The organism is Pseudomonas sp. GW821-FHT05H12 (assembly GCF_059419385.1).
Genome location: NZ_JBWKRS010000015.1, coordinates 19,788 through 40,691, shown reverse-complemented (window position 1 = coordinate 40,691; position 20,904 = coordinate 19,788). Strand labels below are relative to the sequence as shown.

General features: G+C 62.0%; 15 protein-coding genes. 7 read left to right on the top strand and 8 right to left on the bottom strand.

Translation table 11 applies throughout. The annotated features are described in order from the left end of the window. Positions 1–63 precede the first annotated feature (63 nt). Positions 64–1,608, bottom strand: coding sequence for a MocR-like pyridoxine biosynthesis transcription factor PdxR (pdxR, locus tag AC07SU_RS15170; RefSeq protein ID WP_494997497.1), 1,545 nt, complete (start codon positions 1,606–1,608; stop codon positions 64–66). 87 nt (positions 1,609–1,695) lie between these two features. On the opposite strand from pdxR, the gene AC07SU_RS15165 reads away from it, so the two are divergent. Genes AC07SU_RS15165 through AC07SU_RS15155 form a run of 3 tightly spaced genes read left to right on the top strand, consistent with a single transcriptional unit; the run spans position 1,696 to position 3,459 of the window. Then, entirely contained in the window at positions 1,696–2,334 is a 639-nt protein-coding gene (locus tag AC07SU_RS15165) for an FMN-binding negative transcriptional regulator (RefSeq protein ID WP_494997496.1), read from the top strand. Then, positions 2,331–2,777 carry a GNAT family N-acetyltransferase gene (locus AC07SU_RS15160; protein ID WP_494997495.1) on the top strand — a complete coding sequence of 149 codons (447 nt, stop codon included), beginning with the start codon at positions 2,331–2,333 and terminating at the stop codon, positions 2,775–2,777. Before AC07SU_RS15165 ends, AC07SU_RS15160 begins: the two co-directional genes overlap by 4 nt. 10 nt (positions 2,778–2,787) lie before the next feature. Further along, the gene (locus AC07SU_RS15155; protein WP_494997494.1) at positions 2,788–3,459 is read left to right on the top strand and encodes a GNAT family N-acetyltransferase; all 672 of its coding nucleotides are present in this window, start codon (positions 2,788–2,790) and stop codon (positions 3,457–3,459) included. Positions 3,460–3,497: 38 nt separating this feature from the next. On the opposite strand, the gene AC07SU_RS15150 is transcribed toward AC07SU_RS15155, so the two are convergent. Further along, positions 3,498–3,773: a helix-turn-helix domain-containing protein gene (locus tag AC07SU_RS15150; protein WP_176994518.1), complete on the bottom strand. Its 276-nt coding sequence runs from the start codon at positions 3,771–3,773 to the stop codon at positions 3,498–3,500. Beyond that, entirely contained in the window at positions 3,770–5,044 is a 1,275-nt protein-coding gene (locus AC07SU_RS15145; protein WP_494997541.1) for a HipA domain-containing protein, read from the bottom strand. Before AC07SU_RS15145 ends, AC07SU_RS15150 begins: the two co-directional genes overlap by 4 nt. Before the next feature lie 289 nt (positions 5,045–5,333). Here AC07SU_RS15145 and AC07SU_RS15140 point away from each other — a divergent pair, with 289 nt between their 5' ends. Both AC07SU_RS15140 and AC07SU_RS15135 read left to right on the top strand, forming a co-directional pair. Further along, positions 5,334–8,219 carry an autotransporter outer membrane beta-barrel domain-containing protein gene (locus tag AC07SU_RS15140; protein WP_494997493.1) on the top strand — a complete coding sequence of 962 codons (2,886 nt, stop codon included), beginning with the start codon at positions 5,334–5,336 and terminating at the stop codon, positions 8,217–8,219. Positions 8,220–8,328: 109 nt separating this feature from the next. Then, a complete protein-coding gene (locus AC07SU_RS15135; protein ID WP_494997492.1) occupies positions 8,329–9,615 on the top strand; it encodes an autotransporter outer membrane beta-barrel domain-containing protein in 1,287 nt (428 codons plus the stop codon). A 74-nt stretch (positions 9,616–9,689) separates the two neighbouring features. Here the strand turns inward: AC07SU_RS15135 and oadA are convergent, their stop codons facing one another. Further along, positions 9,690–11,498, bottom strand: a complete 1,809-nt coding sequence (gene oadA, locus AC07SU_RS15130; protein ID WP_016971699.1) for a sodium-extruding oxaloacetate decarboxylase subunit alpha — start codon at positions 11,496–11,498, stop codon at positions 9,690–9,692. Positions 11,499–11,509: 11 nt separating this feature from the next. Continuing rightward, positions 11,510–12,925: an acetyl-CoA carboxylase biotin carboxylase subunit gene (locus tag AC07SU_RS15125; RefSeq protein WP_016971700.1), complete on the bottom strand. Its 1,416-nt coding sequence runs from the start codon at positions 12,923–12,925 to the stop codon at positions 11,510–11,512. Positions 12,926–13,121: 196 nt separating this feature from the next. Between AC07SU_RS15125 and AC07SU_RS15120 the strand changes: the two genes are divergently transcribed. Further along, positions 13,122–14,096, top strand: a complete 975-nt coding sequence (locus tag AC07SU_RS15120) for a LysR family transcriptional regulator (protein WP_494997491.1) — start codon at positions 13,122–13,124, stop codon at positions 14,094–14,096. On the opposite strand, the gene AC07SU_RS15115 is transcribed toward AC07SU_RS15120, so the two are convergent. The 3 genes from AC07SU_RS15115 to AC07SU_RS15105 all read right to left on the bottom strand — a co-directional run bounded on the left by AC07SU_RS15115 (position 14,026) and on the right by AC07SU_RS15105 (position 18,333). Continuing rightward, positions 14,026–14,223: a PA3496 family putative envelope integrity protein gene (locus AC07SU_RS15115; protein ID WP_081609292.1), complete on the bottom strand. Its 198-nt coding sequence runs from the start codon at positions 14,221–14,223 to the stop codon at positions 14,026–14,028. The two genes, AC07SU_RS15120 and AC07SU_RS15115, sit on opposite strands and share 71 nt — an antisense overlap. Positions 14,224–14,430: 207 nt before the next feature. Next, a complete protein-coding gene (gene hexR / locus AC07SU_RS15110; protein ID WP_003177007.1) occupies positions 14,431–15,297 on the bottom strand; it encodes a transcriptional regulator HexR in 867 nt (288 codons plus the stop codon). 162 nt (positions 15,298–15,459) lie between these two features. Then, positions 15,460–18,333, bottom strand: a complete 2,874-nt coding sequence (locus tag AC07SU_RS15105; RefSeq protein WP_176994522.1) for an EAL domain-containing protein — start codon at positions 18,331–18,333, stop codon at positions 15,460–15,462. 279 nt (positions 18,334–18,612) lie between these two features. On the opposite strand from AC07SU_RS15105, the gene uvrD reads away from it, so the two are divergent. Continuing rightward, positions 18,613–20,796 carry a DNA helicase II gene (gene uvrD / locus AC07SU_RS15100; protein WP_494997490.1) on the top strand — a complete coding sequence of 728 codons (2,184 nt, stop codon included), beginning with the start codon at positions 18,613–18,615 and terminating at the stop codon, positions 20,794–20,796. The last annotated feature ends 108 nt before the right edge of the window (positions 20,797–20,904 follow it).

The window sequence follows — 20,904 nt, the reverse complement described above, 5'->3', positions numbered from 1 at the left end:
GCGCAGATTGCCGCCGGCCTTGCGTGCTCAAGGTAGGGACCCGCGTCCTTGCAGTGTCTGTAGTTAGTTGACACACCCCCAGGCCTTGCGCAGACGCGCCAGCGCCAGGGCAATCCCCGCTTCCGGGACGGCAGCAAAACCCAGCACCAGGCCGGCGCGCTGATCGTCGGGCGGGGCCGATTGCGCCAACCAGTAAGTGCTCAAGCCATTGATCTCGACATCCGCCGCGTGAGCTTGCGCGAGCAATTGCTGCTCACGGGCCAGGCTGTCCACGCGCACGGTCATATGCAGCCCCGCCGCTACACCAGGCAATGCACCCACACCCGGCAAATCGCGAGGCCAGCCCGCCAGCAAGGCGTTACGCCGGCTCAAGGCGGCGCGGCGCATGCGGCGAATGTGCCGCTGAAAATGCCCGGCCGCCATGAACTCGGCCATGACGGCCTGGGTGCTGACTTCCGAGTGGCGCATGTCCACCGCACGGCGTCGGGAGAAGGCATCCACCAGCCGCGCCGGCAGCACCAGGTAGCCCAGGCGCAACGCCGGAAAGGCCACTTTGCCGAACGTGCCGACATACAGCACTCGCCCGCTACGGTCCAACGCTGCCAGGGGCGACAGGGGCGCGCCGCTGTAGCGGTACTCTCCGTCGTAGTCGTCCTCGATGATCCAGCCGCCCGTGCGCTCGGCCCAGGCCAGCAGCTCCAGGCGCCGTGCCAGGCTCATCACCACGCCCAACGGGTATTGGTGGGACGGCGTGACATAGGCCAGGCGACAGTCACCAAGGGTGTTCAACACCTGGCAGTCTATGCCCTCACTGTCCACGGGCACACCGTGCAATCGCCCACCCGCCAAGGCAAACGCATGGCCTGCCGCGCGGTAGCCAGGATTTTCTATGGCCACCCCATCACCCGGCTCCACCAGCAACTGTGCACAAAGGCTGATTGCCTGCTGCGCGCCACTGGTGATCACAATTTGTTCAGCTGTGCACTGCATGCCGCGCGAGCTGCGTAAATAAGCGGCGATCAAACCGCGCAAACGCGCATCGCCTGCGGGGTCGCCATAGCAGAGCTGCTCAAGGTTGGGTTTACGCCAGAACGCCCCGTTCAGCTTGGCCCATACCTCGAACGGAAACAGGTCGAACGCCGGGACACCCACTCGAAATGCCCTTGGCGGCCCCAATGGGACCTGCGCCAAATGGTTATTTTTTATCCGAGCCAAACCCGCGCTGTGGATAACTTCACTGTCCAGATCTTCCGGCAATTTTGCCCATTTTGTGGATAAGGCTGGGGATAAGCCTGTCGATAACCCTGTGGACAGTTTTGTGGATAGTTTTTTTGTGCTCGGCAATTGAGCTACATAGGTGCCATCACCGACCCGACTTTCGATAAACCCCTCGGCATACAACTGGTCATAGGCGCGCACCACGCTGTTGCGGGAGATGGACAAGGCTGCCGCCAGATCACGGGTCGCGGGCAAACGTGTGCCGCTGACCAACCGCCCATCCAACACACGCTGGCGCAGGGCTTCATACAATTGGCGAGTCAAACCGTGGCGGCGATCCAGCTCGATCCCGGCGGGGTTGAAGGACAGCGGTGGCGTGATCGGCGACATATTGGACCTATGAAATTGGCCTTAGATGGCTCTTACAACGAACCATTAGCCTGCCTAGGATGCAGGCATTCGCCAAGGAATATTTCCATGTACACACCCCGCGCCTTTGCCCTCGACGACCTGCCCGAACTGCAGCAACTGATCCAGCACACCCGCCTGGCGCAGTTGGTGACCTTTGGTGAGCAAGGTCTGCAAGCCAGTCATTTGCCGCTGCTGCTCAACCCCGATGAGGGCCCGAACGGCACACTCTATGGCCACCTGGCCAAGGCCAATCCGCAGTGGAAAGACCTGCAGAACGGCAGCGATGCACTGGTGATTTTTGCGGGCGCCGAGGCCTACATCAGCCCGTCGTTCTACCCGGCCAAGGCCGAGCACGGCAAAGTGGTGCCCACCTGGAACTACATCGCCGTGCACGCCTACGGCAAAGCTGAGGTGTTTAGCGATGCCGAACGGTTGCTCGCAGTAGTCAGTGCGCTGACCGACCGCCATGAAGGCGGCCGCGCCCAACCCTGGAAAGTCAGTGACGCCCCGGCCGACTACATCGACGGCATGCTCAAGGCCATCGTCGGTTTTGCCTTGCCGGTCGAACGCCTGATCGGCAAACGCAAACTCAGCCAGAACCGCAGCCCGGCCGACGTTGCCGGCGTACGCGAAGGCCTGGCCGCCAGCAGCGATGTGCGTGACCAGACCCTCGCCCGCTTTATTCCCCAAGGAGTTTCAGAATGAGCCAGATCGATATCCGCCAAGTCACCGCTGCCGACCACGCGGCCTGGCTGCCACTGTGGCAGGCATACTTGAAGTTCTACGAGACTGAACTGCCAGAGGCTGTGACCCAAAGCACCTGGCAGCGCCTGATCGACGCCCATGAGCCGACCCATTCGGCGCTGGCCTGGCAGGACGGCAAGGCGGTGGGCATGGTCAACTTCATTTACCACCGCTCCAATTGGAGCATCGAGAATTCCTGCTACCTGCAGGACCTGTTGGTGGACCCGGCTCAGCGCGGCACCGGTGTGGGCCGCAAGCTGATCGAGTTCGTCTACGCCACCGCCAAGGCCGACGGCTGCTGCAAGGTGCATTGGTTGACCCACGAAACCAATGCCACGGCGATCCAGCTGTACGAACGCATCGCCGAACGCCCGGGTTTCATTCAATTTCGCAAAGGCCTTTAAGGAGCGCAGCATGACCATTTCCCCCGCCGACTGGAAAGGCGTCCCGGCCCCTACCGTGCAACGGCTCGAAGGGCGCTTTATCCACCTGGAAAAACTCGACCCTGCACGCCATGGCGACCAACTGTTCCAAGCCCTGCAAGGCCCCGGAGCCGACCCCAAGTTGTGGGATTACCTGCCTTATGGCCCGTTCCCCGAGCGCGCCGCGTTTGATGCCTGGCTCGACAACCATGCCCAGCACGCCGACCCGTATTTCTTCAGCGTGATCGACCGCGCCACGGGCCAGGTGCAGGGCATCCTCAGCCTGATGTCCATCGTGCCGGCCCAGGGCCGCATCGAAATCGGCCACGTGACCTTCGGCGCACCCATGCAGCGCTCGCCAAAAAGCACCGAGGCGGTGTACCTGCTGGCCAAGCATGCGTTCGAACAGGGCTACCGTCGCCTGGAGTGGAAGTGCAACAACGGCAACGCCCGCTCCAAATATGCGGCCGAACGCTTGGGCTTCAGTTTTGAAGGGGTGTTCCGCCAGCACATGGTGGTCAAGGGCCAAAACCGCGATACGGCGTGGTATTCGATTATCGACGCGGAATGGCCAAAGGTGGGGGCGGGCTTTGAGGAATGGTTGTCGGAGGGGAATCAGAGGGGTGATGGCCAGCTGAAAACCTTGGCCGAGTGCCGGGCCTAGCGCCTTGTACGGTTCCCACAGAAGTGGGAACCGTTCTGTCACACCTCCCGTCGCACCTTCACCACCCCCATTTTCAGCCCGAACGGCCTGAACACGGCATTCAGCGATTTCAGTGTCTGATTGCCTTCACCATGCTCAATATGCACCAAGGTGCGCACGGAGATTTTGCACATCCTGGCGAACTGGCTTTGGTGTAGCCCGGTGACTTCAGTGCGAAGACGGCGTACGGCCTCACCCAACTCAAGTGTGCCCTGCGCCAAGCCCAGCTCAACGTCTTCAATGACCTGTGCACGCTGGTCAATGGAAATACTCATATCAAACCCCATTCAGCCAAACGCCGGTCCAGCTCACGCAGCGCGATACGAGGATGGTTCAAGGTGACCTCCGGCAGGCCGCTGGCGACAAGGATGTCGGGCAAGGCTCGCAGACGCTGCGCCTCTTCACGAAGGCGCTCGTAAACCAAGCCTGGGTCAACCACTGGCGAAAGCACGTTGCAAACGCCTCGCCAATCAATGTCCCCCGCAACTTCCAGTGCCCCCGGCCACTTCGTGGTACGGGTGATGCCTTCATCATCCATGACCATTGGGGCCAGGTCGTAGATAGGCGCAAGGCGCAAGCTGCCGGGGCCCCTGATAATGGAGGTATTGCGCCCATGGTTATCGGAGTTACCGAGGATTTTGTTCAGCAAATCACGACGCAGGTAATCGACGATAAGGTCCGTGATTTGCTCGCCCTGACCGGCGGTTTTCCAAAGACTGACCAGCAGTTGCACAACGTTTACATGATCCATGGAACTGCCGGGCGCTGTATTGCCCGCCGCCGAATAAATCGACTCTATCGCAAAACGCTCTACGCCCTTGTCACTGACAGCACGATCAAAGCGGTGCATCCACACACTGGGCTTGCTGGCTTCTTCCAACGCGAGCCCTTCTGCTGCAACCGTTTCAATGCCCAGCGCCTGCAATGCCTTGTAGAAGTGGTATTCGCTCCTGAGGATGTCCTGATCGCGCTGCAAGCCTTGGTTGCGGGCGAACTTGATAAACCAGTGCTGACTAACGTTTTCATCCTCCAGTACCGCATCGGGGTACAGCAGCCCGTCACGGCCTTGAGCAAGCAGCAACTTTGGGGCTTCGCCACCCGCCCCCGTGGCGCCACCAATGGCAGCTCCCTGCTCATAAGCGTACTCAAGAAAGCGGTTATCGCGCTCAACGACCTCTTTGCGCGCAAAGCCGACGACAGGGCGATTCGCCTCTGCACGCACAGACTCCTTGATGCGCATATGGCCGATGGGCGCGGGCGTACTGCGCGCCAGCAGGAACAGGTCCGCGCTGAGGTTGTCGGGTTTTTCTGCGCCAATACGGTTCAGGAGAAAGCGTTTTGCAGCACCTGCCGGGGCAATGTCGTACAGGAACGCGGGCGCCTGATTGAGCGACTCCCGTCCCCAGGTGGGCGGTACTCGTACGCTGACCGCCGCGGAAAACAAAGTCTCAATGTAGTCCAGGTGATTCTCTAGATAGACGCTCTCGTAGGCGTAGCGACAAGGGCCGGCGAAACCGGCTTGTGGCTCGGTAAATTCCAGACTCATCGCGTCCTGCCAGACATCGGCATCGAACACCTGAAGCGTCAATTTGAACGTGGTTTCGGTCTGCAATTTAATGCACCTTAAGTCATCAGGAGAGCAGTTAATCTGCAATATAGTGCATAATTTCGAATGCCGCCGAGCAATTAGCGCAATATAATGCAAACGCATGCCCTTTATGGCAGGGATTTAAGCAATAAACTGCAGATTCACTACTCGTCATCTCCCCGACACATTCCTGTAAACACCCTCCGCTATACAGGTCGACTCGTTTCTTATAACAAGGTCGTCCGTCATGCCCCCGTCGCCCCACCGCCTTGCCTTGGCCATCACTTTATTGGCTGGCAGCGGTTTCGCTGAAGCAGACCCCGCGCCTCCGAAGAACCTGCAAATCACTGCACCCACTACCACCGGGCAAACCCTGGGTGGCAGTGATGCGCTGACCACCTCGGCCACCGGCAGCATCACCACGTCCGGCGTGGCGGTGACCTTGAAGGACGGCACCAGCGGTGCAGGCGTGGTCATCACCAACGCGGGCAAGCTGGTGTCCAGCGGCGGCCGGGGTATCGACAGCTCGGGGACGATTACCGGGGCGCGCAACTACAGCCTCTACAACCTTGCGGGCGGCGTGATCCAGGGCGCCAACGATGCGCTGCGCATCAACAGCAATTTCGCCAGTGGCACGCTGTTGATCGACAACAGTGGCACCATTCGCTCGGCCACCGGCCAAGGGCTGGACCTGGATGCGATCCGCAGCAACAACGTCACCACCACCATTATCAACCGCGCAGGCGGGCTGATTCGCGGCGATGCGAGCGACGGCATGAAGACCGGGGCCAACGCCAGCATCACCAACTATGGCGAGATCTCCACCGGCGACACCTTCTCCCGCGATGATAAATTCGACGGCGTCGATATCGACTCCGCCACCGGCGTGACGGTGACCAACTACGGCCTGATTTCCGGCGGCCGCCACGGCATTACCACCGACCTGGGCGCCACGCTGACCAACTACGGCACGGTGATCGGCCGCAACGGTTCGGGCTTTGGCTCCGACGGCGACGGCACGGTGATCAACCATGGCACCATCACCGGCGCGTTCTCCGGGTTGCAACCGGACGGCGACGGCGATGGCGTGGACATCGACAAGATCGCCCACATCGAAAACTACGGCATCATCCAGGGCGTCGGCGCAGGGGGCGTCGACAAGAACGGCTTTGCCAACGGCAGCGAAGGCATCGCTCTGGGTGGCGGCACGGTGTACAACGCCAAGGGCGCGCTGGTCAGCGGCGCGAACAACGCGATCCTGGTGGATGACGGCAGTGACGGCCCGGGCCTGGCCGCCACCACCCTGGAAAACCATGGCGTCATCCAGGGCTTGAATGGCTTTGGCGTGAAGTTCGTCGGCAACTTTGCCGACACCGTGATCAACAGCGGCACCATCAGTGGCAGCAACGGACTGGCCCTGGACCTGGGCGGCGGCGACGACAAACTGGTGTTGCTGGCGGGCAGCCGGTTTGTCGGCACGGTTGATGGCGGCGCCGGCTATGACCGGGTCACGATGGATGACGCCGCAGGCGGCAGCTTGGGTGACAGCCGCAACTTCGAATGGCTGGACGTCAAGCAAGGCACCTGGACGCTCACCGGCAACGGTGACTTCAGCGACGGCGGCGAGATTTTCAGCGGCGCCACACTGATCAACCAGGGCGGTATCGCGGGCAACGTGACGGTCGACGCTGGTGGTGTGTATGCCGGCAACGGCTCGGTAGGCGGCCTGACCGTCAACGGTACGCTGCAGGCCAATACTACCCAGGGCCCCATCACCATCACCCGCGACCTGGTCCTGGGCAGCAACTCGGTGTTGGCACTCAGTGGCAATTCACCGTGGCAAGGCCATTACACCTTGCTGCAAGCAGGCAACATCAACGGGCAGTTTGCGAAGGTCACCAGCGACTATGCCTTCCTGACCCCAACCCTGGACTACAGCGCCACCCAAGTCGGCCTGACCTATACCCGCAATGACGTCAGCTTCAACACGTTCGCCAGCAGCGCCAACGGCAGCAGCGCCGCCACTGGCCTGGCAGGCCTGGGCAAAGACAACGCGCTGTACAACGCCTTGATCACCACCACGAGCGCTACCGCTGGCGCGGCCATCGAGCAACTGGCCGGCAGCAGCACTGCCAACCTCACCAGCGCCACCCTCGGCGCCAGCGCCCAGGTGGGCGGCAGCATGCTCGCGGCGATGCATCAATTGGGCGGCGGCGCGGGGTTGCTGGTGGGGCTCGACAGCCGCGACACCCCCGTACTGGCGGCCACCGGTGTACCCGCTGCGGCGCGTAACCTCAACGACCCGAACGCCCGCGGCCGCCTGTGGCTGCAAGGCATCGGCAGCTACGGCAAGCTGGACGGCGAGCACGGCAACAGCGGGCTGACCCAACGCACCAAAGGCAGCGTTCTCGGCGCCGACTGGGCACTCGACAGCGACTGGCGCCTGGGTGTGCTGGGCGGCTACTCCAAGACCGACCTGGACACCACCGGCGTCGACGGCAGTGTCGACAGCTGGCACGCCGGCGTCTACGCCCTGCGCCAGAGCGGCCCCTTGGCCTTGCGCCTGGGCGCGGCCTACAGCGGGCACCAGGGTGACAGCAAACGCACAGTCGCCTTCAATGGGTTCAGCGACAAACCCAAAGGCGACTACGACGCCAACAGCCAACAAGCCTTTGCCGAACTGGGTTACGCCATGGGCAGCGGGCGCTTGAGCGCCGAACCGTTCGCCAACCTCGGCTACCAGCGTTACCACCGCAACAGCTACAACGAAAAAGGCGGCGCCGCCGCGCTGCATGTCGACGGCCAGACCCAGGACAACGTCAACAGCACCCTGGGCCTGCGCCTGGCACACCTGAGCCAGTTAGAAAACGGCATCAGCCTCACCCCACGGGTCAGCGCTGGCTGGAAGCACACCTACGGCGATGTCGACAGCAACACACGCCAAGCCTTTCTCGCGGGCGGCACCGCGTTCAATGTCGAAGGCAGCGCCCTGGACCGCGACAGCCTGCTGCTGGAAGCAGGCCTGGACGTCGGCTTGTCGGCCCGCCATACCCTGGGCCTGGGCTACAACGGCGAGATTGGCAGCAACAGCCGCAACCACGCCGTGATCGGACAATGGCAGATGAGTTTTTAATCGCTGCGCACGAGAGACGACTCCTGCAAACCAGGGGTCGATGACCTGACAGTTATCCCCCCGCCACCCCGCTAAATTCCCGACCTCATTCAACAGAGGTCGGGAATTCATGCCCCATATACCCCGTAGATCAGCATTCATCATCAGCCTTGTGGCTGCTGTCGGTTTTCAACTGGCGTATGCCCGTGGTGATATCGAATACCTGCCGTACTCGATCCAACCGTATGACGCGCTTGATGAGTGGTACTCCCCGCCTGAAGAGCCAGCAGCGCCTTTGGACAACTACCTTGCCCGGCAGGCCACCACCCACAATGGTTTGCAGGTGGCCCAGGTGCTCGACCCGGCGCTGATTCGCCTGCTGGAGTCAGGCCAACTGACCTCCGAACAGCTCAAGGCCCTGCAAAAGTTGGACGATGCGCTCAAGAGACAACCGGGTGCCTATGGCGCAGCCCTGGAGCAACTGGCGGGCAGCCAACATGCCAACCTGGCCGCTGCCACCCAAAACACCACACAACAACTGAGCCACCGCTTGCTCACCACCCTGCGCGAATTGCCGACGGACGACGATGGCCACTTCTGGGTAAAAAACCTCGGCAATGAAGGCCGCCTCGACGGACAGCGCGACAGTGCTGGCTTGAAACAGGGCACACAAGGCCTGCTGTTGGGTGCGGATTGGGCATTGGACCATGCCTGGCGGGTCGGCCTGCTGGGCGCAAAGTCCACCCACCGCCTGGACGCCAAACGCTTCGCCGCCGAACTGGACAGCTGGCACCTCGGCGCCTACGCCGTACGCCAGGACGGCCCGCTGGCCGTACGCCTTGGCGCGATCTACAGCAACCATACCGGGCAGAACAAACGTGCTGTCGAGATCCTGGGCTACAAGAACTCGCTCAAAGGCAATTACGACGCGACAAGCCAGACGGCCTTCGCCGAATTCGGCTATCAGCTGGGCCGCGGGGACTTCAGCCTTGAACCGTTTGCCGGCCTGGGCTACCAGCGCTATCAACGCGACGGCTTCCAGGAGCACGGCGGGTTGACGGCGCTGAATGTCCGCGCCCAAACCCAACAGAACTTCAACAGCACCCTCGGCCTGCGCCTGGCGAAGTCGTACCGGTTCGATAACCAGATGATCCTCACGCCGCATTTGAGCACCGGCTGGAAACACCTGTATGGCGACGTGGACAGCCAGGTACGCCAATCCTTCCGATATGGCGGCGGCGCCATTGGCGACTTCACCGTCCAGGGTACGTCCCTGGACCGCAACAGCCTCAACCTGCAGGCGGGGTTGGACCTGGCCCTGACGAACAACCACAGCGTCGGCCTTGCCTACGCCAGCGAGTCCGGCACCCACAGCAGCAGCCAGAGCCTGACCGGGCAGTGGCGCATGCGGTTCTGACCCTCAAATCCCAGGCGAAAAAAAAGGGGGGCACCTGCCCCCCCGAGGATTAAGCGGTAGTGTCGAAGGCTGGATCAGCCTTCGATTTCAATCAGGATTTCACCCGGGTTGACCCGGTCGCCCTTGGCCACATGAACGGCGGTGACCTTGCCGGCGATGGCCGCCTGCACTTCGGTCTCCATCTTCATGGCTTCGGTGATCAGCACGGCCTGGCCGGCCTTGACCACGTCACCTTCCTTGACCAGCACGTCGACGATATTGCCCGGCATCGCCGTGCTGACGTGACCCGGCGCAGTGGCGTGCTTGCGCTTGCTGCCGCCGCTGCTGACGAACTCGTTGAGCGGTTCGAACACCACTTCTTCGGGCATGCCGTCGATGGACAGGTAGAAGTGACGCTTGCCTTCGGCTTTCACGCCAACACCGGTGATGTCCACGCGGTAGCTTTCACCGTGCACGTCGATGACGAACTCGGTCGGTACGCCTTCGCCACCCGGGCGAGCCACGCCGCCGGCTTCAGGGATCGGCAACAGCACTTCTGGCGCCAGGGTGCCGGCATCGCGTTCCTCGAGGAACTTACGGCCGATGTCCGGGAACATGGCGTAGGTCAGCACGTCTTCTTCGGACTTGGCCAACGCGCCGATTTCGCCGCGCAGCTTGGTCATTTCCGGCTTGAGCAGGTCAGCCGGGCGCACGTCGATCACCTCTTCGCTGCCGATGGCCTGGCGACGCAGCTTCTCGTTCACGGTGCCCGGCGCCTTGCCGTAGCCACCTTGCAGGTACAGCTTCACTTCGTTGGTGATGGTCTTGTAGCGCTCGCCGGCCAACACGTTGAAGAACGCCTGGGTGCCGACGATCTGCGAGGTCGGGGTCACCAGCGGCGGGAAGCCGAGGTCTTCACGCACACGCGGGATCTCGGCCAGCACTTCGCTCATGCGGTTCAGTGCGCCCTGCTCTTTGAGCTGGTTGGCCAGGTTGGAAATCATCCCGCCCGGCACCTGATTGACTTGCACGCGGGTGTCGACCGCGGTGAATTCGCTTTCGAACTGGTGGTACTTCTTGCGCACGGCGTAGAAGTACAGGCCGATCTCTTGCAGCAGCTCCAGGTCGAGACCGGTGTCGAATTCGCTGCCTTTGAGGGCGGCGACCATCGACTCGGTGCCCGGGTGGCTGGTGCCCCAGGCGAAGCTGGAGATGGCGGTGTCGATGTGGTCGGCACCGTTTTCAATAGCCTTGAGCTGGCACATCGCGGCCAGGCCAGCGGTGTCATGGGAGTGGATGAAAATCGGCAGGGTCTGCTCGGCTTTCAGCGCCTTGACCAGCTCGCCTGTGGCGTACGGGGTCAGCAGGCCGGCCATGTCCTTGATCGCGATGGAGTCGCAACCCATGGATTCCAGTTGCTTGGCCTGGGCTACGAATGCTTCGACGGTATGCACCGGGCTCGTAGTGTAGGCGATGGTGCCCTGGGCATGTTTGCCGGCAGCCTTCACGGCTTCGATGGCCACGCGCAGGTTACGCACGTCATTCATCGCGTCAAAGATGCGGAACACGTCGATGCCATTCACGGCAGCCTTGGCGACGAAGGCTTTGACCACGTCGTCGCTGTAGTGGCGGTAGCCCAGCAGGTTCTGGCCACGCAGCAGCATTTGCAGGCGGGTGTTGGGCAACGCCGCGCGCAGTTTGCGCAGGCGCTCCCACGGGTCTTCTTTCAGGAAGCGCACGCAGGCGTCGAAGGTCGCGCCGCCCCAGACTTCCAGGGACCAGTAGCCGACTTTGTCGAGCTTGTCGCAGATCGGCAGCATGTCGTCGGTGCGCATGCGGGTCGCGAGCAACGATTGGTGGGCGTCGCGCAGGATGGTGTCGGTTACGAAGATTTTCTTGCTCATTATTCTTTTCCTCACAGGCCTGCGTGGGCGGCGATGGCGGCGGCGATGGCCAGGGCCAGCTCTTCGGGTTTGCGCTTGATCGAGTAGTTGGTCAGCTCAGGATGGCTTTCCACAAAGCTTGTATTGAACTGGCCGCTGCGGAATTCCGGGTTGCGCAGGATTTCCTGGTAGTAGGCGGCAGTGGTCTTCACGCCTTGCAGGCGCATGTCGTCCAGGGCACGCAGGCCGCGGTCCATGGCTTCTTCCCAGGTCAACGCCCACACCACCAGTTTCAGGCACATGGAGTCGTAAAACGGCGGAATGGTGTAGCCGGTATAGATCGCCGTGTCGGTGCGCACGCCGGGGCCGCCGGGCGCGTAGTAGCGGGTGATCTTGCCGAAGCTCGGCAGGAAGTTGTTCTTCGGGTCTTCAGCGTTGATACGGAACTGCAACGCGAAACCCCGGTGCTGGATGTCTTCCTGCTTGACCGACAGCGGCAGCCCCGACGCAATGCGGATCTGCTCACGCACGATGTCGATGCCGGTGATTTCCTCGGTGATGGTGTGTTCCACCTGCACCCGGGTGTTCATTTCCATGAAGTACACCTCGCCCTCGGCGAGCAGGAACTCCACGGTGCCGGCGTTCTCGTAGCCCACGGCCTTGGCCGCGCGCACCGACAGGTCGCCGATGTAGGCGCGCTGTTCCGGCGTCAATTGCGGGCTTGGGGCGATTTCGATGAGCTTCTGGTTACGACGCTGGATCGAGCAATCGCGCTCGAACAGGTGCACCACGTTACCAAAGCTGTCACCGAGGATCTGCGCCTCGATGTGCTTGGGGTTGACGATGCATTTTTCCAGGAACACTTCCGCCGAACCGAACGCCTTGGTGGCTTCGGAAATCACGCGGGGGAAGGCTTGTTCGAGTTCTTCGCGGCTGTTGCAACGACGGATACCGCGCCCGCCGCCACCGGAGGTGGCCTTGAGCATCACCGGGTAACCGATGCGGTCGCCTTCGGTCAGGGCTTCATGGATATCGGCGACGTTGCCTTCCGTGCCGGGGGTGACCGGTACGCCGGCCTTGATCATGCTGCGGCGCGCTTCGGTCTTGTCGCCCATCCGGCGGATGACTTCGGCGGACGGACCAATGAACTTGATCCCACGTTCGGCGCAGATGTCTGCCAGTTCGGCGTTTTCCGAGAGAAAACCGTAGCCAGGGTGCAGCGCGTCACAGCCGGTTTCCACGGCCAGGTTCACCAGCTTGCGCGGGTTCAGGTAGCCAGCCAGGGGCTCGGCACCAATGCTGTGGGCTTCGTCGGCACGTTTGACGTGCAACGCATGGCGGTCGGCGTCGGAAAAGACCGCGACCGAGCGAATGCCCATCTCGGCGCAGGCACGCACGATTCGTACGGCAATTTCACCACGGTTGGCGATCAGGATCTTTTTTATCACTTGGAAATTCCCTTGAGCCGATTGCTGCGTTCTTCAACCCGCTAGACCCGGGTCGGCGCGTGACTAAATGTTTCATGACAGTCGCGAGACACACACTAAGCCGCGCAAGGGATTAACAAAAATCAATAATTATTGGGTCGTGCATAAGTAAAGACTTATAGTTGGCCGGACGGCTCAGGGCGAAAGGACAAAAATAATGCGTAAGTCATTGATGCGTATGACATTGCGTCAATTGCAGATCTTCAACGAAGTGTGCGATTTGCGCTCCTACAGCCGCGCCGCCGAGGAAATGTCGCTCACACAACCGGCCGTTAGCCTACAAATTCGCCAGCTGGAAGAGCTGATCGGCCAGCCGCTGTTCGACTACGTCGGCAAAAAGCTCTACATGACCGAAGCCGCCGAAGCCCTGCAGCGAGCCAGCCGCGATATCTTCGGACGCCTGGAAAACCTCGATATGCAGCTCTCGGACATGCAAGGCTCGCTGCAAGGCCAGTTGAAGCTGGCGATTGAGTCCAGTGCCAAGTACTTCGTGCCGCACTTGTTTGCCGCCTTCAAGCGCCAGCATCCGGAGGTGCAATTGCACCTGACGGTGGTCAACCGCGCCCAGGTGATTCGCCGGCTGTCGGACAACCGTGATGACCTGGTGATCATGTCCATGGTGCCCCAGGACATGGGCCTGGAATTCCTGCCCTTCCTCAACAACCCGATTGTCGCCGTGGCGCCACCGGACCATCCCTTGAGCCTGCAAGGCCCGTTGCGCCTGCAGGACCTGGAACCCTACACGCTGCTGCTGCGCGAGCCGGGCTCCGGTACGCGACTGGCGTGCGAGGAGTACTTCAAGGAGAAGCGCGTGCACTTCACCCAGACGGTGGAAGTGGCCTCGGCCGAGGCGCAGCGCGAATGTGTCTGTGCAGGCCTGGGCGTGGCCCTGCTGACGCGTCATGCGGTCAACATGGAGCTGGCCACCGGCGGGCTCAAGGAGCTGCCGGTGGAAGAACTGCCGCTGTACCGCAGTTGGTGCCTGGTGCAAGCCAAGGCCAAGCGCTTGTCACCGGTGGCCCATGCGTTCCTGGGCTTTATCCGCAGCGAACGGGCGCAGATCAGCGTGCTGGCTGAGCGTTTCGCTGGGCAGCCACGGGTGCCTGCCAATGGAGTTCCGGGTAGTCACTGATGCTCTGGAGCAGTTGACGCTCTTCACAACGGTCTTCGATTGCGCGACGGAACGCCATGCGGCGCTGGTCTTCCTGCTGACGACGGGTCTTTACGGCGCTGTTGCTGTCTTCGTAGGGACGTGCCATTTGGAATCTCCCAATGCGAGTACGGGGAGTTCAGGATGGGCTTGGGGGGTTACGGTTTAGCGGCGCGGGGATGACAGGACGATGAATTCGGTGAATTCTCACCGATAACCTGTAGGAGCCGGCTTGCCGGCGATGGCGCCCTCAAGATCGCAATCGCCGGCAAGCCGGGCTCCTACAAGGGTCGTGTAAAGTCAGCAAGGGGTCGGATCAGTCGTCGAGGGCTTTGACGGACTTGGGCGACAACCGCAGGCTGCGCAAGCTGCGCTTTACGCTTTTGAGGTGGTTGACCAGGCTCGGCCCGCGCGCCATGGCCACGCCCATGGCCAGCACGTCGATCACTACCAGGTGGGCGATGCGCGAAGTCAGCGGCGTGTAGATTTCGGTGTCTTCATGCACGTCGATCGCCAGATTGACCGTGGACAGCTCCGCCAATGGCGTCTGGCTCGGGCACAGGGTGATCAGCGAAGCGCCGCTTTCACGCACCAGGTTGGCGGTGATCAGCAGGTCCTTGGAGCGACCGGACTGCGAAATGCAGATCGCCACATCCGTAGGCTTCAAGGTCACTGCCGACATCGCCTGCATGTGCGGGTCGCTGTAGGCCGCTGCGGTGAGCAGCAGGCGGAAGAACTTGTGCTGGGCGTCGGCTGCCACGGCGCCGGAAGCACCGAAGCCATAGAACTCGACACGCTGGGCCTGGGACATGGCGGTCACGGCCTTTTGCAGCTCCACCGGGTCGAGCTTCTCACGCACTTCCATGAGGGTGTGCAACGTGGTGTCGAAGATCTTCAGGCTGTAGTCGGCGACGGAGTCGTCTTCATGGATCGCAAATTGCCCGAAGCTCGCGCCCGCAGCCAGGCTCTGGGCCAGCTTGAGTTTCAGGTCCTGGAACCCGGAGCAGCCGATGGCGCGGCAAAAGCGCACGATGGTCGGCTCACTGATGCCCACGCTGTGGGCCAGGTCGGCCATGGAACTGTGCATCACGGCCGCAGGGTCAAGCAGCACGTGATCGGCAACCTTGAGTTCCGATTTGCGTAACAGGTGGCGCGACTGGGCGATATGTTGCAACAGGTTCAAAGGGCAGGACTCTTGTTATTGGCAGACGCCAGGGATGTAGCAAGCTTGTAGTTATACTACAAGAATTGCCGTTTTGCCCGCCCAATGCATCACTAAATCGCCCTGCTGCCCTCTGATTCAAAGGGCACAGGCTTTGTAGCCACAGGGGCGCGTCCTGCGTCCCTAAGGAAAATCTGCATTTTTACGTAACAAATCTGCCAGCCCTTGCGCCTGCATCGGCCGGCTGATCAGGTAGCCCTGCACTTCATCGCAGCGTTCCCCGCGCAGGAAATCCAGCTGCTGCTGATCTTCCACACCTTCGGCCACCACTTTGAGCGCCAATCCATGGGCCATGGCGATGATCGCCCGGGTGATCGCGGCGTCTTCGCGGCCCTGGCCAAGCCCACGGATGAAGGTCTGGTCGATCTTCACGTAGTCCACCGGGATGCGCTTGAGGTAACTGAGGGACGAATAGCCCGTGCCGAAGTCGTCAATCGCCAACTTCACCCCCAGGTCACGCAGCTGCTGGAAGGTGGCGATGATGTGCTCAACGCTGTCGAGCAACTGGCTTTCAGTCAGTTCCAGCTCCAGGTATTGCGGATCGAGGCCGGTTTCTTCGAGTACCTGGCGTACCAGGCTCACCAGCTTGCCCTGGCGCAATTGATGCACCGACAGGTTCACCGACACCCGGATCGGCGCCAGCCCCTGGCGCTGCCACTCGCACGCCTGCCAACAGGCCTGGCGCAACACGAACTCGCCCAGCGGCACGATCAGGCCAGTCTCCTCGGCCAGGCCGATGAAATCGCCCGGCGGCACCATGCCCCACTGTGGGTGCTCCCAGCGAATCAGCGCTTCGGCGGCATTCAGCTTGCCAGTGGCCAGGCACAGCTTGGGTTGGTAGAACACCGTGAGCTGGCGCTCGTCGATGGCCTTGCGCAGGTGGTTTTCCAGCTGCAAGCGTTCCAGGGTGCTGGCTTGCAGGCTGTCGGTGTAGAACTGGAAGTTATTGCCGCCCAAGTGCTTGGCGTGTTGCATGGCCATGTTCGATTGGCTGACCAAAGCAGAAATTTCCCGCGCGTTATCCGGCAGCAAGCTGACGCCCATGGATGCACTCACCACCAGCTCATGCCCTTCCACCGTTACCGGCACCCGCAGCTTGGCCAGCAAGCGCGTGGCCACCCGCGCCAGGCTCGACAGGTTGCCATAGGCGTCAAACAACACCGCGAACTCATCCCCGGACAGGCGCGCAATCGTGTCGGCTTCTGGCAGCGCATTGATCAGGCGGCGGGACATCTTCTGCAGCAATTGGTCGGCCACTTCATGGCCCAGGCTGTCGTTGAGCAGCTTGAAGCGGTCCAGGTTGATATGCAGCAATGCCAAACTGCGCCCGCCCTGACGCACCCGCGCATGAGCCTCGCGCAAGCGCTCGCGAAACAGCGAGCGGTTGGCCAGGCCGGTCAGTTCGTCATAGTGGGTGAGGTAGCGCATGCGCTCTTCAGATTCACGACGGGCCGAGAGATCGGCGAAGAAGCCCACTATATGACTGACTTTTCCGCGAACATCGCGCACCACGTTCAGCTGCAGCCATTGTGGGTACAGCTCGCCGTTCTTACGGGTCTCCACCAACTCCCCTTGCCAGGTGCCATGGCTGAGCAATGCCTGGCGGATCACCGGAAAATGGCGGCGCGCATCGCGGCTGCTGGGCAGTTCGACGACGTTGCGACCGATCATGTCGTCGATATCAAAGCCGGTGACACGGCTGAAGGCCTGGTTCACGGCGATCAGCACGTAGTTGGGGTCGAGGATGACGATGCCTTCGCTGGCGGCCTCGAACACCGTCGACGCCAGGCGCTGCTGTTCTTCCAGGGCCTTGTCGGCGCTGATATCGCGACGCGTGCCCAACATGCGCGTCACGCGTCCGCTGGGCGCACGTTCTACGGCGCGGCCACGGTCTTCGATCCATACCCAATGGCCATCACCGTGGCGCACGCGGTATTCGACCTGGTAGTCCTCGCTGCGCCCCTTGAGGTGCTCCACCAGCGCGCGCTTGAGCAATGGCAAGTCTTCGGGGTGCAGGCGCGGCTTGAGGTGGCTGAGCATCGCCGTGACGTATTCGGGCTCCAGGCCAAACAGCTCTTTAAGCTGGGTGTGATGGACTTCGTCGGTCTGCAGGTTCCAGTCCCACAGGCCCAGTTCGCTGGCTTGCAGCGCCATGGCCAGGCGCGCTTCGCTTTTGTTCAGGGCGAGGCTGGCGGCGTCCAGTTCCTGGCTGCGTTGCGCCACGCGGTCTTGCAGGCCGATTTGCGCGTCACGCAGTTCCTGCTCGACCTGACGGCGCTGTTCCACTTCGCGCACCAGCTCCTGGTTCAGTTGCTCGCTGCGTTGCTGCGCCTGCTGCAGGTGTTCGATCAGCGCCTGGTTCTGGAAACGGCGTAGCAACCCACGCTGTATCAGGCGATTGACCTGCCACGCCACCACACTCAATGAGGCCAGCAGGATCAGGCCGAGCACGCCCCAGCCTTGCTGCTGCGGGGCGCCGTTCCAAAACAAGTAAAGGATGGCCGGTACAAGACACGGAACGGCAAAGGACAGGAATGCGGGCAGGCTCACGGCGTAGGCCACGCTGGCCGAGAGCGTCGCGGCGCCAATCAGGCCGAATACCCAGGCCTGTTGCATGAAGCTGTCCACCGGCACCAAGGCGATGGCTGCCGTGGCCAGGGTCAGGCCGCTGACCGCCGAACCGAGCATGAACATGCGCCGCCACACGGGCTGGGCCTGGCGGCTGGGCATGGCCGAATCAAAGGCTGCCACCTGGATCACGCGCATGGCCACCAGGGCGAGCAGCCACACCAGCCAGATGCTGTCGAGCAGGTATTGCTTGGGGTTCCACAACAGCCAGGCGCAGACCAGGCCGTTGACCAGCATCAATAAGGTGGGCAGCAACGAGCCCTGATACAGCAGGCGTGTACGCTCGACCGCCATCTCTGTGGCGTAGTGTTTACGGATGACCTGCGCGGGCGCCGCCGAGGGGCCGAACAGGTCGGTGCTGAGGGTCATAGGCAGTGTTCTTATAATGGTGAGCCCGAAACGTCGACGGAGCATACACAAGCACGCGCTTGGGCCAAACTGCTCCAAGTCATAAAAAACGCACGATAAACCGTCGCAAACCTTGGTGCCAGACAGCTTGAGCGAGACGCTGCGCGGGCTGTGGCCCATGACCGACCGGTCATCACCCCCGACAGAATGTTTCAGCCGCCCCGCTCACCCTTGCAGTTTTCCATCGACCACCCGGCATTGGGATTTGCCCCACTCCCCCCGGGGCCATAGAATGCGCCGATGCGCGATGATCTCTCCCTTTTGCTGAACTCCCTCAACGATGCCCAACGCCAGGCCGTAGCGGCCCCCGTTGGCCGTCAGTTGGTCCTGGCCGGTGCTGGCTCCGGTAAAACCCGAGTGCTGGTGCACCGTATTGCCTGGTTGATCCAGGTCGAAAACGCGTCTCCGCATTCCATCCTGTCGGTGACGTTCACCAACAAGGCCGCTGCCGAGATGCGCCACCGCATCGAGCAGTTAATGGGCATCAGCCCGGCCGGCATGTGGGTGGGCACCTTCCACGGCCTGGCGCATCGCCTATTGCGGGCGCACTGGCAGGAGGCGGGCCTGGCCCAGACCTTCCAGATTCTCGACAGCGACGACCAGCAACGCCTGGTCAAGCGCGTCATCCGTGAGCTGGGCCTGGATGAACAGCGCTGGCCGGCGCGTCAGGCGCAATGGTTTATCAACGGCCAGAAAGACGAAGGCCTGCGCCCGCAGCATATCCAGGCCAGCGGCGATCTGTTTCTGGCCACCATGCGCAGCATTTATGAGGCGTATGAAGCCGCCTGCGTGCGCGCCGGTGTGATCGACTTCTCCGAGCTGCTGCTGCGCGCCCTCGACCTGTGGCGCGACAATCCGGGTTTGCTGGCGCACTACCAGAAACGCTTCCGCCACATCCTGGTGGACGAGTTCCAGGACACCAACGCCGTGCAGTACGCCTGGTTGCGCCTGCTGGCCAAAGGCGGCGACAGCCTGATGGTGGTGGGCGACGACGACCAGTCGATCTACGGCTGGCGTGGCGCGAAAATCGAGAACATCTACCAATATTCCGAAGATTTCCCGGACGCCGAGACCATTCGCCTGGAGCAGAACTACCGCTCCACCGCAGGCATCCTCAAGGCCGCCAACGCCTTGATCGCCAACAACACCGGGCGCCTGGGCAAAGAGCTGTGGACCGACGGCGGCGAAGGCGAAGCGATCAACCTGTACGCGGCCTTCAACGAGCACGATGAAGCGCGCTACGTGGTGGAAACCATCGAGAGCGCCCTGAAAACCGGCCTGGCACGCAGCGATATCGCAATCCTGTACCGCTCCAACGCCCAGTCGCGGGTGCTGGAAGAAGCCTTGCTGCGTGAGCGCATTCCGTACCGCATCTATGGCGGCCAGCGCTTCTTCGAACGCGCTGAAATCAAGAACGCCATGGCCTACCTGCGTTTGCTGGAAGGCCGTGGCAACGATGCGGCGCTGGAACGGGTGATCAACATCCCGGCCCGTGGCATCGGTGAAAAGACCGTTGAAGCGATCCGCGACCACGCACGCCACGCCGACGTGTCGATGTGGGAATCCATGCGTTTGCTCATCGCCAACAAAGGCCTGACCGGCCGTGCGGCGGGTGCGCTGGGTGTGTTTGTCGAGCTGATCGAGAACCTGGCGGCCAAGTGCGCGGAAATGCCCCTGCACCTGATGACCCAGACGGTGATCGAACAGTCCGGCCTGATCGCCTATCACGAAGCGGAAAAAGGCGAGAAAGGCCAGGCCCGGGTAGAAAACCTTGAGGAACTGGTCAGCGCCGCCCGCGCGTTCGAGAACACCGAGGAAGATGAAGAGCTGACCCCGCTCGCCGCGTTCCTCGGCCATGCATCGCTGGAGGCCGGTGATACCCAGGCCGACGAGCATGAAGACAGCATCCAGCTGATGACCTTGCACAGTGCCAAGGGCCTGGAGTTCCCCTACGTGTTCCTGGTGGGCATGGAAGAAGGCCTGTTCCCCCACAAGATGAGCCTGGAAGAGCCCGGCCGCCTAGAGGAAGAACGCCGCCTGGCCTACGTGGGCATCACCCGCGCCATGCAGAACCTGGTGATGACCTACGCCGAGACCCGACGCTTGTATGGCAGCGAGACCTACAACAAGGTGTCGCGCTTCGTACGCGAAGTGCCAAAGGGGCTGATCCAGGAAGTGCGTTTGTCGAACAGCGTCAGCCGCCCGTTCGGCGGTGGCCAGCAACAGAGCGCCAGCACGCTGTTCGCCGGCTCCGAGATTCCGGAGACCCAGTTCAGCCTCGGCCAGCAGGTCAGGCATTCGGTGTTCGGTGAAGGCGTGATCCTCAATTTCGAAGGCGCGGGTGCCCAGGCGCGGGTGCAGGTGAATTTCGCCGAAGGCAGCAAGTGGCTGATGATGGGTTACGCGAAGCTCGAAGCGATCTGAGATCCTCTGTAGGAGCCGGCTTGCCGGCGATGGCGCCCTGTCTCTTATACACATCTGACGCTGCCGACGACTTCGCGTGTGTAGATCGCGGTGGTCGCCGTATCATTA